The 15,562-nt window shown below is 70.6% G+C and carries 15 protein-coding genes and 2 pseudogenes; 14 read left to right on the top strand and 3 right to left on the bottom strand.

What is annotated here, in order from left to right:
• Positions 1 to 3: 3 nt before the first annotated feature.
• Together AB0O07_RS10655 and AB0O07_RS10650 are read right to left on the bottom strand one after the other, a co-directional pair.
• Positions 4 to 456, bottom strand: a complete 453-nt coding sequence (locus tag AB0O07_RS10655) for a DUF4440 domain-containing protein (RefSeq protein ID WP_365630161.1) — start codon at positions 454 to 456, stop codon at positions 4 to 6.
• 9 nt (positions 457 to 465) lie between these two features.
• Entirely contained in the window at positions 466 to 1,455 is a 990-nt protein-coding gene (locus tag AB0O07_RS10650) for a DUF6193 family natural product biosynthesis protein (protein ID WP_365630159.1), read from the bottom strand.
• A gap of 192 nt (positions 1,456 to 1,647) precedes the next feature.
• Between AB0O07_RS10650 and AB0O07_RS10645 the strand changes: the two genes are divergently transcribed.
• The 10 genes and pseudogenes from AB0O07_RS10645 to AB0O07_RS10600 all read left to right on the top strand — a co-directional run bounded on the left by AB0O07_RS10645 (position 1,648) and on the right by AB0O07_RS10600 (position 10,602).
• The gene (locus AB0O07_RS10645) at positions 1,648 to 2,538 is read left to right on the top strand and encodes a MurR/RpiR family transcriptional regulator (RefSeq protein WP_365630157.1); all 891 of its coding nucleotides are present in this window, start codon (positions 1,648 to 1,650) and stop codon (positions 2,536 to 2,538) included.
• A gap of 2 nt (positions 2,539 to 2,540) precedes the next feature.
• Positions 2,541 to 3,482: a sugar ABC transporter permease gene (locus AB0O07_RS10640; protein WP_365630154.1), complete on the top strand. Its 942-nt coding sequence runs from the start codon at positions 2,541 to 2,543 to the stop codon at positions 3,480 to 3,482.
• Positions 3,479 to 4,405, top strand: coding sequence for a carbohydrate ABC transporter permease (locus AB0O07_RS10635; RefSeq protein WP_365630151.1), 927 nt, complete (start codon positions 3,479 to 3,481; stop codon positions 4,403 to 4,405). Before AB0O07_RS10640 ends, AB0O07_RS10635 begins: the two co-directional genes overlap by 4 nt.
• 108 nt (positions 4,406 to 4,513) lie before the next feature.
• Positions 4,514 to 5,842: an extracellular solute-binding protein gene (locus AB0O07_RS10630; RefSeq protein WP_365630148.1), complete on the top strand. Its 1,329-nt coding sequence runs from the start codon at positions 4,514 to 4,516 to the stop codon at positions 5,840 to 5,842.
• Positions 5,843 to 5,844: 2 nt separating this feature from the next.
• Positions 5,845 to 6,681, top strand: coding sequence for a sugar phosphate isomerase/epimerase (locus AB0O07_RS10625; protein ID WP_365630145.1), 837 nt, complete (start codon positions 5,845 to 5,847; stop codon positions 6,679 to 6,681).
• A 372-nt stretch (positions 6,682 to 7,053) separates the two neighbouring features.
• Positions 7,054 to 7,455, top strand: coding sequence for a YciI family protein (locus AB0O07_RS10620; RefSeq protein ID WP_365630142.1), 402 nt, complete (start codon positions 7,054 to 7,056; stop codon positions 7,453 to 7,455).
• A gap of 10 nt (positions 7,456 to 7,465) precedes the next feature.
• Positions 7,466 to 8,758, top strand: coding sequence for a DUF6596 domain-containing protein (locus AB0O07_RS10615; RefSeq protein WP_365630139.1), 1,293 nt, complete (start codon positions 7,466 to 7,468; stop codon positions 8,756 to 8,758).
• 19 nt (positions 8,759 to 8,777) lie between these two features.
• A pseudogene (locus AB0O07_RS10610) lies at positions 8,778 to 8,978 on the top strand (Mu transposase C-terminal domain-containing protein); the annotation flags it as partial.
• A gap of 356 nt (positions 8,979 to 9,334) precedes the next feature.
• Positions 9,335 to 9,733 (top strand): annotated as a pseudogene (locus tag AB0O07_RS10605) (ATP/GTP-binding protein); the annotation flags it as partial.
• A complete protein-coding gene (locus tag AB0O07_RS10600; protein ID WP_365630136.1) occupies positions 9,730 to 10,602 on the top strand; it encodes a hypothetical protein in 873 nt (290 codons plus the stop codon). The pseudogene AB0O07_RS10605 and the gene AB0O07_RS10600, both read left to right, overlap by 4 nt.
• Positions 10,603 to 10,683: 81 nt before the next feature.
• Here the strand turns inward: AB0O07_RS10600 and AB0O07_RS10595 are convergent, their stop codons facing one another.
• Positions 10,684 to 11,511: an oxidoreductase gene (locus tag AB0O07_RS10595; RefSeq protein ID WP_365630133.1), complete on the bottom strand. Its 828-nt coding sequence runs from the start codon at positions 11,509 to 11,511 to the stop codon at positions 10,684 to 10,686.
• A gap of 93 nt (positions 11,512 to 11,604) precedes the next feature.
• Here AB0O07_RS10595 and AB0O07_RS10590 point away from each other — a divergent pair, with 93 nt between their 5' ends.
• The 4 genes from AB0O07_RS10590 (at position 11,605) to AB0O07_RS10575 (ending at position 15,481) form a co-directional block, all read left to right on the top strand.
• The gene (locus AB0O07_RS10590) at positions 11,605 to 12,507 is read left to right on the top strand and encodes a LysR substrate-binding domain-containing protein (protein WP_365630130.1); all 903 of its coding nucleotides are present in this window, start codon (positions 11,605 to 11,607) and stop codon (positions 12,505 to 12,507) included.
• 418 nt (positions 12,508 to 12,925) lie between these two features.
• Entirely contained in the window at positions 12,926 to 13,591 is a 666-nt protein-coding gene (locus AB0O07_RS10585; protein ID WP_365630127.1) for a PadR family transcriptional regulator, read from the top strand.
• 282 nt (positions 13,592 to 13,873) lie between these two features.
• Positions 13,874 to 14,389 (top strand): Clp protease N-terminal domain-containing protein, encoded by a 516-nt coding sequence (locus AB0O07_RS10580; RefSeq protein ID WP_365630386.1) that lies wholly within the window; start codon positions 13,874 to 13,876, stop codon positions 14,387 to 14,389.
• Between the two features lie 72 nt (positions 14,390 to 14,461).
• Positions 14,462 to 15,481, top strand: coding sequence for an EamA family transporter (locus AB0O07_RS10575; protein WP_365630124.1), 1,020 nt, complete (start codon positions 14,462 to 14,464; stop codon positions 15,479 to 15,481).
• Positions 15,482 to 15,562: the final 81 nt, after the last annotated feature.

The following is a 15,562-nucleotide window of genomic DNA, read 5'->3' as shown; positions in this document are numbered from 1 at the left end:
GCATCATCGCCGCCCGGGGGCCTGCCTTCGGCCACCGCCGTCCTTGTTCTCGTCCCCGGTCCCGGACGCCGGGGTACCGGCCAGGGTGCCCTGGTGGAAGTAGAGGCGCCAGCCCGTCTCCGTCAGGCGCCACAGGGAACTCCGCCAGGTCCGGCGCCCCTGGTTGTCGGCGAAGTACGTGAGATGGACGATCCCCGGGGCCGGCACGGTCCCCGACACCTCGCTGACCTGGACCGGCGAGTGCGGGGACACCGATTCCGCGCTCGTGACCGTGAGGATCGACGCCGCGTCCCACCAGCGGCCGGACGCCCCGATCTCGGTGAACTCCGGGTCCAGGAGCTCGGAGACGAGGGCCGGAGAGGCACGCACCTCAGGATCGAGGAGCCGCAACTCCCCCTCGGTGGCCGCCCGTATCGCCCGTGCCGCCCGTACTGCCTGGTCGTCCTCGTCGGTCATGGACGGAGCCTATGAACTCCGCCCCGTATCGGCATGGCCATTTCCGGCGGCAGCGGTACCCGTACCCGCATCCGCACCTGCATCCGCATCCGCACCTGCATCCGTATCCGTATCCGCCGGGCGAGCCGCCGCCCAGTGTTCCTCGAACTCGCTCCGGCCGATCTCCTGGGTTTGGAGAGCGGGGTCGAAGAGATCCACGATCGGCGGGTTGAGCGGCCAGTCGTCGGGGCCGCTGCGTATCCCCGTTCCGTCGTCGGCGAGTTCGACCTGGCGGGTCCGGCGGCCGTCGGGTCCCACCTCCATCAGGTAGTCGAACGGTTCCTCGTCCTCCTCGTCCCAGGGGCGCCGCAGATACACGACATCCCGGCCCGCGAGGGCGCCGAACCCCTCGCGCCCGCGCTGCGCGTCACGTTCGGCCCGCAGATCGTCCAGCCCGGGATGGGGCCGGGGAATGTCGATGTCGACGTCCGTCAGCTCCTCGTCCTGGAACCGGGCCACGATCTCCGGGTCGGTGACGACCTCGACCCAGGCGTACGTTTCGAGGATCTCCCGCTCGGAACGCGCCCGGATCCGCCACCACACGCCGCCCATCCCGTAGTCGTGCAGCACAAGGAAGGGGCGCTTGCGCACCTTGGCCAGTTCTTCCCGGGTGCCGGGGAACGCGGGGCCGGAGCCGGCGGGGAGGCGCTCGGCCACCATGGCGACGGCCTCCCGCGCGGTGGCGGCCGGGCCGACGGTCTCGCCGCGCAGGGGGCCGGAGACCTGGTAGCCGCCGTCCGCCGCCGGCCCGATATAGGGGATGTCCCAGGTCCACGGCTGCTCCGTACAGCGGCTGAAGTGCAGTTCTCCCATTCCGGTCCAGGGGAACAACTGCCGCAGGCGGGGCTCGGCGCGGGCGGCGTCGAGCAGCTCGGGACGGACCCGGCCGTCGGCGCGTACCTTCCGCCAGCCCGCTTCGACCAGCTCCTGGGCCGACGGCGCCGTTGGCATCGGTGGCATCGGTGGCATCGGTGGTGTCGGTGGTGTCGGTGGTGTCGTATTCATGGGGGCCATCCTCTCCGGCGCGGCGGGCGTACCGGGGAGAGGCGGTCCGGGAGAGAAATTCCAGGACTCCGGCTCCTCTGGAAATATTCACCAGGAGCGGTGTGCGCGTTCGGCTGCGTGTCACTCTCGCCGCCGAGCATCGAGCGCATGAACGACGACCCGCCACCGCGCGAACCGGTGATCGATCCCGACCGATTCCTCGCCGAGGCCCGACTCCTCCTGCCCGCTCTGCGACCGAGTGAGCGCAAGGTCCTGCTGGTCATCGTCGAGCAGCCCGACCGGATCCCGCTGGAGAGCATCACGGAGCTGGCGGCCCGGGTGTCCAGCTCGGAGTCGACCGTGGTGCGCCTCTGCCAGCAGTTGGGCCTGAAGGGGTTCGGTGAGCTGAAGCTCATCCTCGCGCGGCGTACGTCGAGCCCGCTCCAACTGGCCCGGGGGCATGTGCGGCCCGGCGACTCCAGCCAGGAGATCATCCAGAAGACCGTCGGGGAGACGGCGGCGCTCATCACCGATGTCGCGACGGGCATGGACGACGAGGCGCTCGACGCCTTCGACGCCGCCGTACGCGCCCTCTCGGCAGCCGACCGGGTCCTGGTGCTCGGCATCGGGGCGTCCTCGGCGATCGCCCAGGACGCGGCGCACCAGTTCCGCTCCATCGGGCTGCGGGTCGACGCCCCGGTCGACGGCTTCACCCAGCTCTTCGAGGCCGGCCGGCTCGGTCCCGACGACGTCTGCTTCGCCGTCAGCCACACCGGGGCGACCACCGTCATCCTTCAGTGCGTCGCGGCGGCGCAGGCGGCGGGGGCGACCGGGGTGGCGGTGAGCTCGTACCGCCGTACGCCGCTCAGCAAGCTGGTCGACAACCTGCTGCCGGCCGGCGGGCGCAACCTTCCGTACCGGGCGGAGGCCGCCGCGAGCCGGCTCGCGCACCTCTGCGTCGTGGACGCCCTCTGCACGGCCGTCGCGGTGAGCAACCCGGAACGTTCGGCCGCCGCCCTCGATCTGCTCCAGCGCACCACGACCACGAACCAGGTCTGACCATGGCCACCACCACCGGCTCCCCTCGTCTCCGGCAGGCCCCTCGTGGCCGGCAGTTCCCCCGTGACCGCGCCGCGCGCCGTCGCTCCGCCGTACCCGCCGTGCTGCTGACGCCCGCGCTGGCGTTCCTCGCCGTCTTCGTGTTCGTGCCGGCGCTGCTCACGCCCGTACTGGCCCTGTTCAACATCGACCTCATCGGCCGCACGGCCTCCTTCACCGGACTCCAGAACCTGCGGGCGGAGGTGAGCAACGGTGAACTGCTCACGGGGGTGCGGAACACGGTGCTGTACACCGTGCTGACGGTCCCGCCCGCGCTCGCCGTCGGGCTGCTGAGCGCCCTCGGCATCCGCAGGATCCGGCGGGGCAAGTCGTTCTGGCGTACCGTCTACTTCCTCCCCACCGCGGCGACGCTCGTGGCCATGGCGGTCGCCTGGAAGTGGATCTTCGCCCCCGACGGTCTCTTCGACCACACCGTCGGGGCGCTGACCGGCACCTCCGACTGGCTCAACGACTACTCCCTCGCGCTGCCCGCGCTGGCCGTGGTCGGGGTGTGGCAGCAGAGCGGATTCAACACCGTGCTGTTCCTGGCCGGTCTGACCGCGGTGCCGAACGACGCGATCGAGGCCGCGACCCTCGACGGCGCGAACGCGTGGCAGCGGTTCCGGCACATCATCTGGCCCGCGATCGGGCCCTCGACGACGTTCGCCGTCATCACCAGCACCACGACGGCGCTGCGGGCGTTCGACCAGATCCAGGTCCTCACCGGCGGCGGGCCCGGCGATGCCACCAAGACGCTCACCTTCCTGCTCTGGAGCAGGGGCGTCTCCTACCTGGACGTGGGGGGAGCGGCCGTGCTCGCGGTCGCGCTGCTGCTCCTCGTCGCGCTGATCACGGTCTGGCAGGTGCGGAGTTTCCGCCAGTTGGAGAAGGAGGGCGCCCGATGACGACCACACACCGCGACCCGACCACACACCGCGAGCCGACCACGTCTCGCGCCCCGGCCCAGGGTGTTCCGGACGCGCGTCGCGTGCCGGCCGCGCGTCCGCAGCGCGGGCGGCGGCGTGCGCGCGACTGGTGGGTGCACGTCCTGCTCGCCGTCGGCGGCGTGTTCATCGGTTTCCCGTTCGTCTGGGTGGTCCTCACGGCGCTCCGCACCGAGCAGGACATCAACGCGGGCGGCCTCCTGCCCCACCAGTTCACGGTCGAGAACTTCGTCTCCGTATGGCGGCAGTTGCCGCTGCTGCGGTACTACGCCAACAGCCTGCTGGTCGCCGGGGGGATCCTCATCGGCCAGCTCGTCACGTCGATCCCGGCCGGGTACGCGCTGGCCCGGATGAAGTTCCGGGGCTCGCGCGGCGTGTTCTGGATCGTGCTGCTCTGCATCCTGGTGCCGACGCAGGTCAGCGCGATCCCCGTCTATCTGATGCTCTCCTCGGCCGGGCTCCTGAACACGCTCGGCGGTCTGATCCTGCCCTTCCTCGGCTCCGCGTTCGGCGTCTACCTGTTCCGGCAGTTCTTTCTGCAACTGCCGGAGTCGGTCATCGAGGCCGCCCGCCTGGACGGCGCGGGGACGGCTCGCATCATCTGGCACATGGTGCTTCCGATGTCACGCCCCGCGGTCATCTCTTTCAGCGTCTTCAGCGTGAGTGCGCACTGGAACGACTTCTTCTGGCCGTTCTTCACCCTCCGCGGGGACAGCGTGGCCACGGTGCCGTTCGGGATCGCCATGTTCGCGAGCAACGAATCCGGCACGCAATACGGCTTGCAGATGGCGGCGGCACTCTTCGCCATCGCCCCGCTCATCGTCTTCTTCCTCTTCTTCCAGCGCCGTTTCATCACCGGAATCGCGCTCCAGACCGAGCGATAACGATCCCGTTCGCGCCCTTCTCGGCCGTTTCCGGCCGCTTGACCCACCCGCTTGACCCACCCGCTTGACCCGCCCGATTGCCCCGTACGAAGGAAAGACCGGAACATCATGACCACGCTCTCCACCGCTCTCGCCCGCCGCAAGCGGCGCGGGATGCTCCCGCTCGCCATCGGCACGGGTGTCGCGCTGCTCGCGCTCACCGCGTGCTCCGGTGCCTCGGCCCCGGGCGCCTCCGGTGACGTCGACACCGTCACCGTGGAATACACCATGCCCGACGTCTTCAAGGCGCCCATCAGCGACATCGTCGCCCAGGCCGGCACCTGGAGCCCCCAGGGGCCGAAGCTCAAGGCCGAGGTGGTCGGGAGCAGTTACAACGACCTCACCCAGCGCGTGCAGGCGGACGCCTCCACCGGCTCCGGCCCCGAGATCGCCCTCGTGCCCATCAACCGGGTGCCGAACTTCGTCGAGCAGGGCATCGCCCAGCCACTGGACACGCTGCTGGACGCGGAGCACATCGACCTCTCCGGCATCGACCCGGCCGCGATGAACCTCGCGAAGGTCAAGGGCAAGCAGTACGCCGTACCCTTCGCGCTGAGCGCCCCGATGCTGTACTACAACGCCGACCTGTTCACCAAGGCGGGACTCGACCCCGCCAAGCCGCCCACGACATGGGCCGAGGTCGCGAAGGCGGCGAAGGCCCTGACCGACAAGGCCGCGGGACGGCACGGCATCGTCTACCAGTGGGACCAGGACCAGTGGGTCTTCCAGTCCCAGGTGAACAGCGCGGGCGGCACCATGCTGACCGGCTCCGGCAAGGTCGCCTTCAACGACCCGGCAGGGGTGAAGGCGCTCCAGTACTGGGTCGACCTGGCCAGGTCCGGGAGCTTCCCGCCCCTCACATCGACGCCGAACCCCGACGACCAGACCGCCTTCACCCAGGGCAAGCTCGGCATGTGGGTCGGATCCAGCGCCTTCGCCGCGAGCGTGACCAGCAAGGTCAACTTCGATGTGCGCACCACCACCTTCCCGACCGAGACCGGCAGTCCCACGAAGGTCGCCGCCGGCGGAGCCGCACTCATCGTGCTCACCAAGGACGCCCAGAAGCAGAAACTCGCCGCCAAGGCCCTCGCCAAGTTCGCCACGCCGCAGGCGTCCACGATCCTCACCAAGGCCACCGGCTACCTGCCGATCAACAAGGAGGCACGCGACTCCTCGAAGTATCTGAGCGGCTTCCTGGCCGGCCAGCCGCTGCGCCGGCCCGCCATCGCGGAGATCCCCCGGCTCGAGCAGTGGACGACGTACCCCGGCTCCCGCAGTGTCGAGATCAGCGAGACCATCACCAAGGAACTCCAGTACGCGATGAACCAGAAGAAGAGCGCGCGACAGGCTCTGGACGACGCCGCGAAGACCGTCACCCCGCTCATCGGCACCAAGTGAGCATGAGCACTCCTCGACTGGCGATGTCCACGTGGTCGCTCCCCGACGCGTCCTTCGGTGAATGCGCCGAATTCGCCGTGGCCAACGGATTTCCCGCGCTGGAAATCGCCCTTCTCGATCCGCTGCGCCTCCGTCGGCAGTTGACGGCCGGCTCCGCCACCGAAGCGGTGGGGCCGGCGGCCGGGGCGCTGTCCCTCTCGATCCACGCGCCGACGGCACCGACCCTGGTGCTGGCGGCCGACGACCCGGACCGCCGCGCCGCCTCGTACCGGCTCGCCCGTGAGGTGCTGGAGTACGCGGCCACCGTCGGAGCCGGACCCGTCGTCTTCCACCTCGAAGGCGAGCCCGCGCGCAGGACCCCGGCGGAGAAGCGGGAACGGCACCGCGTGCTCGCCGGACCGCTCGCCGGACTCGCCGCCTACGGCGCGGAGCGTGGGGTACAGGTGACTCTGGAGAACACCCCGCCGAGCCTGCCGACCGACCTGTCGGGCGGCTGCGGCCCCCTGGCCGAGCTCATCGAACGCACTGGGTCGCCCTCGCTGGCCGCCACCGCGGACATCGGTCACGCGGCCATGGAGGGCGGCATCGAGGCCCTGGAACCGCTTCTGCCCGCCGTCGCGCACTGGCACGTGCACGACAACAACCTCGGCGCGGACAACCACTTCCGGCTCGGCGGCGGGTCGGTGCCGTGGCAGGAGCTGGCGGCGAACCACTGGCGTGGGACCGACGCGACCCTGGTCCTGGAGATCTACGCGGAGAACGGCCTGGGCGACCCCGACCCCGCGCGGGGAGCCATCGCGTCCCGCCAACTGATCCTCGACTTCCACCGGTCCCTCTGAACCGGGTCACCGTGACCGGTCACCGTGACCCGGTTCAGAGGGACCCGGTCACCGTGAACCGATCCTCCGAACCGCCCGGCCCCGTGCTGTCCCGTCGCAGCGGATCCGGTCCGCGGAATCGGCTCGGACCTGGAGCGACCAGATCAGGTGAGACGCGGAGGCGCAGGGGCAGGGAATCCCCGGTGATCCGGTCCGAGGAAAGCGGATGCCCGTGGCGGTAGTCGGTCGCGGGGCCGCCGCGGGCTCGTTCCTCTTGGCGTGGCCGCTGAGTTTTTCTCGGATTCCGGCCGAGGATGTCGAAAACGCCGGGCGTGTTTCTACCTACCCGTGAGAGCCCCGCCCGGGGCGGCACGACGAACGAGGAGCAGGACCATGAAGTACATGCTGCTGATGCAGTTCAGCGAGCAGAGCGTCGACTTCCCCCAGCTCGGCGAGTGGAAGCCTGAGGAGATCCAGGCCCACATCCAGTTCATGAAGCAGACCAATGCCGGCCTCACCGCCGCCGGTGAGCTGGTCGATGCCCAGGGCCTGGCCATGCCGGAGACCGCCCGGATCGTGCGCTCCCACAGTGGCGGCGCGCCGGTCGTCACCGAGGGCCCGTTCCCGGAGGCCAAGGAGTGGGTGGCCGGCTGGTGGATCGTGGACTGCGACACCGAGCAGCGGGCGATCGAGATTGCCGCCGCCGTCTCCGCCGCTCCCGGCCCGGGCGGGCGGCCGCTCAACATGCCGATCGAGGTGCGCCAGGTCATGGCGGCCCCGCCCGCCGACCTGTGAACATCGCCCTGTGACGACCTTCGAACCGGCCGTCGAGGACCTGCTGCGCACGCTCGCGCCGCAGGTCGTCGGCGTCCTGACCCGCCGCTGGGGGGACTTCGCCGCCGCCGAGGACGCCGTCCAGGAGGCCCTGCTGGACGCCGCCGCACAGTGGCCCACCGAGGGCGTGCCGCGCAACCCGCGCGGCTGGCTGGTTCGGGTCGCCGGTCGCCGGATGACCGAGCAGGTCCGCGGCGAGCAGGCCCGCCGTCGGCGTGAGGAGCTGGTGGCCGGGCAGATCCCGGTCCACCTGCGGTCCGCCCCGGGCGCCGACGCGGGGGACGAAGGCGCGCACGACGACACCCTCACGCTGCTGTTCCTGTGCTGCCACCCCGTGCTGTCGCCGGCCTCGGCGATCGCGCTCACCCTTCGCTCGGTGGGCGGCCTGACCACCGGCGAGATCGCCCGCGCCTTCCTCGTCCCCGAGGCGACCATGGGCCAGCGGATCAGCCGGGCCAAGCAGCGGATCAAGAAATCCGGAGTCCCGTTCCGGATGCCGGACGACGCCGAGTGGCCGGCCCGGCTGGACGCGGTCCTGCACGTCCTCTACCTGATCTTCAACGAGGGCTACGCCAGCACCACCGGCCCCCGGTTGCGGCGCGTCGAACTCTCCCACGAGGCGATCCGCCTCACCCGGGCCGTCCACGCACTGCTGCCGGACAACGCCGAAGTGGACGGACTGCTCGCGCTGATGCTGCTCACCGAGGCACGCGGGCCGGCCCGCACCGGCCCGGACGGCGAACTCGTCCCGCTCGCCGAGCAGGACCGCAGCCGCTGGGACACCGCCGCGATCGCCGAGGGTGTCGCGCTGGTCACCGCCGCCCTGCCGCGCGGCCGGGTCGGGCCGTACCAGGTGCAGGCGGCGATCGCGGCCGTCCACGACGAGGCGCCCACCGCCGCCGACACGGACTGGCCCCAGATCCTCGCTCTGTACGGGGTGCTCGCCCGCATCTCCGACAGCCCACTGATCACCCTGAACCAGGCGGTCGCCACCGCCATGGTGAACGGCCCCGCCGCCGGCCTCGCCCTGCTCGCCGACCCACCGCCCACGCTCGCCGGCCACCACCGGCTCTACGCGGTCCGCGCCCATCTGCGTGAACTCGCCGGAGAAAGGGAGGCCGCCATCACCGACTACCGCACCGCCGCCCGCCGCACCGCCAGCCTCCCGGAGCGGCACCACCTCAGCCTGTGCGCCGCCCGGCTGGCCGCGCGAGAGGGAAGGCGAGCCACCGGTCGAAGCTCCGTGAGGCGGGACAACTACTGACGTCAGCGGACCAGGTCACCTGAGATCGCAAGCGAATCGGACCGAACTGCTGCCGGCTGCCTGGCGGGCCGTCAACGCCTATGGCATCCGGATCAACAACCGTACCTACGACAGCCCTGAAATCGGGCCGAGGCGACGGCGTGATTCCGGTGTCCGTGCCAAGCGTGGGCTCTGGGAGGTCCACCGTGATCCCTACGACGTCTCTCGCGTCCGGGTCCGTGACCATCGCGGCGCCGGGAACTGGATCCAAGCGACCTGGAAGTACCCGAATCGGTCCCCGGTTCCGTTCGGCGACCTGGCCTGGGACCACGTCAGCCACCAGCTGCCCAAAGCGACGGAAGAGGAACTCGCACAAGCCGTCGCCGATCTGCTGACCCGCGCTCATGCCGGTCCCGACCAGTCGGCGCCGAAGAAGGGCCGCAAGGCCAAGGCTGCCAAGGGCGACCGCCGCGTCGCGGCGCGGACCAAGGCCACCGCGCCATCGGCAGCACCGCCGCCACCCGAGCCAGAGCCGGATGACAAACCTTCCCCGCAAGAAGTGGCGGAGGACGAGGAGACGCTGGCCGAAGTGATCCCGAGCGCATCCCGGCGACCTTCGCCTACGCGGGCATCGACATCGAGGACAGCAGCCTGCCCACCGGCACCCGCGGCGACCAGATCGCCGCCCGCTTCACCTCGGTGGCCACCAACCCGTTCCCCTACAACGCGGAATGGAAAGCATTGGTCGCACAGATGGAGGCCAACCTCCTGCTGCACCAGCACAAACGCGGCACCTTGTCCCGGCTGGACCGCGTCCTCCATACCCGCACCAGCGGCATGATCGGCTCGCTGTCCCACCAGCTCCGCGGAGCCGCCGTCGACGCCATCCTCACCGGCACCGAGAAGATCACCAAAGCCGGCCTGCTGGCCGTCGACCTGGACATCGCCTCCCGCCGTAAGCGGCCCGGCAGCCCGGACACGGATGCCAGCACGTGACACAGCCCGGCACGCACGGCGAGCCGATCGCCGAACTCCCGCTCCAGATCCGGCCGATCGCAGGGGAAGGTTGCTACCCCTTCATCGCGCGACTCGCTCAAGCCAACTGCCTCCCACCCTCCTGCCTGCGGCGTTTCCTCGCCGGACCGCCCGGATATCGAGGCAACCCGTCCTGGGAACGGCTCGCTGCCCTCACCGGCCGCGACGCCGAACAACTGCGGAGGATCCTCGACACCACAAAGTGCAAGGAATGCGGCTCCGTCTTCCTGCTCGACCGCACGTTCGGCCACCTACCCCGCTACTGCTCAGCCCGATGCCGAGCCCGTCCATCCCTCAAACGCAAGATCACCGAGCCCTGCCGGATCTGCCAACAACCCATGAAGATCCAGTTCGGCCAACGCCACCGGCTCTGCTCTTCCGCCTGTCGCCGAGTGGCCTACATCGAGCGTCAACTTCGCCGCAGCGACACCACCAGGCAGAACAAACCCACCGTCTGCGATGCTTGCGAGGGCCCCTTACCGCCAACCGCCCAGACCTCCGAGCACGCCACTTGCTCGGAGAAAAGCAACAGACTGGTCTCTCGCTGGAACTGGCTTATCGAACAGCACGGGCTTCCCCTGCCTTCAAGGACATGCGCGTTCTGCGGAACCCCGATCGCAGCGAAATCCCCATCCGACCCCCACCGCCGCTGGTGCAGCCGCCGATGCCGCTCACGCGCATCCCGCGGCTACGACCCGGCCGCCTACTTCAAACGACGGATCTGCAAGCACTGCGAGAAGCCCTTCGACGGCCAAGATCGACGCTGGTGCTCCATGAAGTGCTACCGGCTGGCCCGTGGCTGGCCCGAAAAGCCGAAGCCGCACAAATAGCCAAGCCGTCAACATACGTGGTTGCCCGCACCGCAACGGCCCGCGGGCCGTGGGATAACGCGTCTGCCGGTCCCGCTGCCCTTATCGCGGGTAGGCGGTATCGCGAGCGGTCTTCTCCCAGGTGTTGACGTCGGAGCGGACGGCGTCGAGATGGGCGAGGACCGCGTCGACCGCGTCGCTGCCCAGGGGCAGGTGCAGCGGGGTCTGCTCGGCGTCCAGGGCGGCCAGGATCGCCGCCGCGGCCTTGGCTGGGTCGCCTGGTTCATCGCCGTCGGCGGTCTGGGTCATCCGCCGGGTGGGACCGACCGTTTCGGCGTAGTCGGCGATCTCCTCACTGGCGCTGATGTTGCCCATCAGGCTGGTACGGAAGGCGCCGGGCTCGACGATCAGCACCTTGATGCCGAGCAGGCGCACCTCGTCGGCCAGCGCCTCCGAGAATCCTTCCAGAGCGAACTTGGTGGCGCTGTAGGCGGAGAACCCGGCGAAGGACATCTGGCCGCCCATGCTGCTCATCTGGACGATCGCACCGCTGCGTCGGGCGCGCATGTGCGGGAGCACGGACCGGACCAGTGCGGCCGGTCCGAAGAAGTGTAGGTCGAACAGAGACCGCAGTTCGGCGTCGGTGGTCTCCTCCGCCGCGCCGACATGACTGCGTCCAGCGTTGTTGACCAGTACATCGACCCTGCCGTGACGGTCCACCACATCCCGCACGGTGACCTCGATCCCTGCGGTGTCGGTGACGTCGAGCGGCAGCGCCTCAACCTGGTCGGGATGCGCGGCGACCAGGCCGGCCAGCGCGTCGACGCGGCGCGCGGTTGCCACGACCACGTCCCCGGCGGCGACCGCCGCCTCGGTGATCGCCCGGCCGAAGCCGCTGCTCGCCCCGGTCACCAGCCATACCTTGCTCATCGAACATCCCCCTTCCCGGAAAGTGCTGCGAACCTTTCTGGTTCAACCCTGCCGGGGCATCGTTCGCCCGTCCAAGACCCGCTGTGATAACCAATGGTTATGGATGTGCATGGCAGAGATCTTCGGTATTTCGCCGCCGTGGCGGAGGAACTGCACTTCACCCGTGCGGCCGAGCGGCTGTTCGTCTCGCAGCCCGCGCTGAGCAAACAGATCCGGATGCTGGAACGGCAGCTCGGCGCGCCGCTGTTCGAGCGCGACCGGAAGGGTGTCCGGCTCACATCGGTGGGTGCCGCACTGCTGCCCCACGCCTGCCAGGTGCTCGCCGCCTGGGACGCCGCGCGGGAGGCGGTCGAGGTCACCAAAGCCAGGCAGCGGACGACTCTCCTCGTGGGGATGAGCACCAGCCCGGGCCGCGGCGGTCTGCTGCCGGCGATCAGATCCCGGTTCACCGACGCACACCCCGACGCCACGGTGAAACTGCGCCAGATCACCTGGGAGGACTCGACCGCGGGCCTCTCGGATGCCTCCAGCGACCTCGCCTTCGTCTGGCTGCCCCTGCCTGACCCCGACCGCTACACCTGGGTGGTGGTGGCCGAGGAACCGCGCCTGGTCGCCCTGTCCCAGGAGCATCCGCTGGCCGCTCGCGAAGCCGTCGACTTCGCCGACCTGCTGGACGAGCCCTTCCTCGCGTTACCGGAGAGCGCCGGGGTGCTGCGGGAGTACTGGCTCGCGCTGGACGCCCGCGGTGGCAGGCCGCCGCGCATCGGGGCTGAGATCGCCAGCACTGACGAGACGTACGAAGCGCTCGTGGACGGACGCGGCGTCTGCCTGCTGGCCAGCGGGAACGCACCACTGATCGCCCTGGGCGGCGTCGTCACCCGCCCGGTGCGTGGTATCTCGCCCAGCCAACTTGCGCTCGCCTGGCGTGCCGACGACCACCGTCCCCTGGTACGGGACTACGCACACGCCTGTCGACAGGCGACCGGACAACCCTGAACGCACCCCCCCCAAGAGCCAAGACCGACTCCTCCAGTCAGAAGCCGGGCAGCCGCCCTACCCAAAACCCCAGCCGCCCGGGAGAGTTGTCCGCTCTCATCGACATTCCGCGCCCCGTAATCAGAAGGCTCCCCAAGGGTCCGCTGTCACATGACACACGGTGTTCCGCATCCCCGAGCAGCGGCCATCGGCCCATCTTCGATGTCACAGACAAAGCAGCGGCCCCGCTTCGCTGACACAAAGTGCCCTTGGTCCAGCTTCGGTGGCAATCGGCCCAAGATCTCAGTCACAGGTCAGCAACGGCCGGAGCGAGGGGTTTGCCAGGCGACTGTTTCCGATATATCGTTGAGGCATCGCGACTGATCGACGATGGTGCGATACTCGATCGCGATACTTCGACGACGAAAGGAGCGCGATCATGCGTTCACACGGACATGGACACGGACACGGTCATGAGCACGACCACGAGCACGGCCCCGGTCGCTTCGGTGGCCCCGGGCGGGCCGGGTGGGGCGAGTTCGAGCGGCTGCGGGGGGCCTTCGGGCCGTTCGGGCCGCCGTTCGGGGGGCCTGGAGGGCCCTTCGGCGGAGGCGGCCGGGGACGCGGTGGCGGGCCCGGGCGGGGGCGGGCGCGGCGCGGTGATGTGCGCGCCTCGATCCTCGCGCTGCTCAAGGACCGGCCGATGCACGGCTACGAGATGATCCAGGAGATCGGCGAGCGCAGCGGCGGGGCCTGGCGGCCCAGCCCGGGCTCGGTCTACCCGACCCTTCAACTGCTGGAGGACGAGGGGCTGATCGTCAGCGAGAGCGAGGGCGGCAAGAAGCTGTTCACCCTCACCGAGGCGGGCGTCGCCGAGGCCGATTCGGGGCCCGAAGCGCCCTGGGAGGAGGCCGGTCGCGGCATCGACTGGGAGTCGATGAACGAGATACGGCAGGCCGGGTTCGGGCTGATGGAAGCCTTCGGCCAGGTCTGGAAGACCGGCACCCCCGACCAGCGGGCCAAGGCCCTCGCGGTCATCAACGAGTCGCGCAAGAAGCTCTATCTGATCCTTGCCGACGACGACGTCACCGACGGCAAGGGCTGACCGCCCGGTGGGCGACGGAGCAGGGGCGGAGGCCCCGCGGCCCCGGCCGCGGGGCCTCCCGCGCGGGTGGATACGGGTGCCGGGCTCCGGGTGGGAGAATCAGGGGAGATGGGGGAAATCTCATCCCCAAGGAGGAGGGCCCGTCCACGCGTACCCACCTTCCGTCGGACGAGAAGATGCTCCCGCGCGGGGATGGACCCGCGCCTCTGAGGCTGATGGGGTGGGAACGTGCAGAACCCTTCGCCTCTGGTGCCGGTAACGGCCGCCCCGCAGCCCACCGGCATCACGCCGGTCCGCGCCGCCGTCGGGTCCGGGCTCACCGCGGAGCTGGTGACGGTCGTCTCGGGCGCGCGCCGACGGGCGCTGCGCGGCGGGGACAGCCAGGTCGACACCGCGCATCTGCTGCACTCCCTGCTGGAGACCGACCCCAGCGTGCGGGACGTCTTCGGCGGCGACCAGAAGGTCGTCAGGGTGCTGGGCTATCTCGTCCAGCGCTCCATCGGCTACGGGCTGCGCTGGCAGGCCACCGCGGAGGACGCCGGTACCGGCGGCGCCCCCGTACCACGGGACGCCGTGGACGACCGTACGGTCAGCGGCTGGTCCACGCAGGCGCTCGCCGCCCTGGCCTGCGCCCTGGAGCGGGCCGCCCACCGGGGTGAGCAGCGTGTCGGCGGGCTCGATCTGCTGGCCGCGCTCATCGCCGACCCCGGCTGCCGCGCCGTCGAGGTGCTGGAACGGGCCGGGACCGACGCAGCGACGCTGGAGCGCCGGCTGGCCCGGGTCGCCGGGCGGCAGTGAGGCCCGGGCCCGCGCCGTCTCGACAGGTGTCACGGGCGTGACGCTCCTGACGGTAACTGTCATGATGGCGCCATGCACGCGTCACAGCAGCGGAACGCCGGTCTCGCCCTGGCCCTGGGGTCGGCCGTCGCGTTCGGGGGGTCGGGGGTCGCGGCCAAGCCGCTGATCGAGGCGGGGCTCGACCCGCTCCATGTGGTCTGGCTCCGGGTCGCGGGCGCCGCCCTCGTCATGGTGCCGGTGGCCTGGCGCCACCGTGCGCTGGTGCGGCGCAGGCCGGCGCTGCTCGCCGGGTTCGGGCTCTTCGCCGTCGCGGGGGTGCAGGCGTGCTATTTCGCCGCGCTCTCCCGGATCCCCGTCGGGGTCGCGCTGCTCGTCGAGTACCTCGCCCCCGCGCTGGTGCTGCTCTGGGTCCGCTTCGTCCAGCGCCGCCCGGTCTCCCGCGCCGCCGCCGTCGGGGTCGTCCTCGCCGTGGGCGGGCTCGCCTGTGTGGTGGAGATCTGGGCCGGGCTCGGTTTCGACCCGCTCGGGATCCTCCTCGCCCTCGGCGCCGCGTGCTGTCAGGTCGCCTACTTCCTCCTGGCCGACCAGGGCGGCGACGGGGCCGACGCCCCCGACCCGCTCGGGGTCATCGCGTACGGGCTGCTCGTCGGTGCCCTGGTCCTGACCGCCGTCGCCCGCCCCTGGACCCTGGATTACGGGGTCCTCGGCGGCCCGGTCGAGGTCGGCGGCGCCCAGGTCGCGGCCTGGCTGCTGCTGGCGTGGATCGTGCTGATCGCCACCGTGCTCGCGTACGTCACCGGGGTGATCTCCGTACGCAAGCTCTCCCCGCAGATCGCGGGCGTGGTGGCCTGCCTGGAGGCGGTCATAGCGACCGTGCTCGCCTGGGTGCTGCTGCGGGAGCACCTGTCGGCACCGCAGATCCTCGGCGGTGCGGTCGTTCTCGTCGGCGCGTTCATCGCCCAGTCCGCCACCCCCAAGGCGCCCTCGGGTCCGGTCGCCGGCGGCGCGGCGGCGGTGGCGGGAGCGGGGGCTGGGGCCGCGGGTGAGCCGGTGGATCCGGTGGAGTTGTCCCCCGTACGGCCGAACCCGTAGGGTGCCGGTCATGCACTCGACCGTTCTGCCGCCTCCCGTCGCTTAAGCGCGGGCGGCCCCTCCTTCCGACGAAGACCGGAC

Origin of the sequence: Streptomyces sp. NPDC093085, assembly GCF_040683935.1 — a bacterium.
In the GTDB taxonomy this organism is placed as follows: Bacteria; Actinomycetota; Actinomycetes; order Streptomycetales; family Streptomycetaceae; genus Streptomyces.
Note: the sequence above shows the minus strand (reverse complement) of the source record. Positions and strands in the feature narration are given on the sequence as shown.

Coding starts and splice junctions, on each gene's coding strand:
- AB0O07_RS10595 (WP_365630133.1), bottom strand. CDS start 11,511: ATGAGCAAGGTATGGCTGGTGACCGGGGCGAGCAGCGGCTTCGGCCGG.
- AB0O07_RS10585 (WP_365630127.1), top strand. CDS start 12,926: ATGCGTTCACACGGACATGGACACGGACACGGTCATGAGCACGACCAC.
- AB0O07_RS10625 (WP_365630145.1), top strand. CDS start 5,845: ATGAGCACTCCTCGACTGGCGATGTCCACGTGGTCGCTCCCCGACGCG.
- AB0O07_RS10645 (WP_365630157.1), top strand. CDS start 1,648: ATGAACGACGACCCGCCACCGCGCGAACCGGTGATCGATCCCGACCGA.
- AB0O07_RS10620 (WP_365630142.1), top strand. CDS start 7,054: ATGAAGTACATGCTGCTGATGCAGTTCAGCGAGCAGAGCGTCGACTTC.
- AB0O07_RS10635 (WP_365630151.1), top strand. CDS start 3,479: ATGACGACCACACACCGCGACCCGACCACACACCGCGAGCCGACCACG.
- AB0O07_RS10655 (WP_365630161.1), bottom strand. CDS start 456: ATGACCGACGAGGACGACCAGGCAGTACGGGCGGCACGGGCGATACGG.
- AB0O07_RS10650 (WP_365630159.1), bottom strand. CDS start 1,455: ATGCCACCGATGCCAACGGCGCCGTCGGCCCAGGAGCTGGTCGAAGCG.
- AB0O07_RS10640 (WP_365630154.1), top strand. CDS start 2,541: ATGGCCACCACCACCGGCTCCCCTCGTCTCCGGCAGGCCCCTCGTGGC.
- AB0O07_RS10630 (WP_365630148.1), top strand. CDS start 4,514: ATGACCACGCTCTCCACCGCTCTCGCCCGCCGCAAGCGGCGCGGGATG.
- AB0O07_RS10575 (WP_365630124.1), top strand. CDS start 14,462: ATGCACGCGTCACAGCAGCGGAACGCCGGTCTCGCCCTGGCCCTGGGG.
- AB0O07_RS10590 (WP_365630130.1), top strand. CDS start 11,605: ATGGTTATGGATGTGCATGGCAGAGATCTTCGGTATTTCGCCGCCGTG.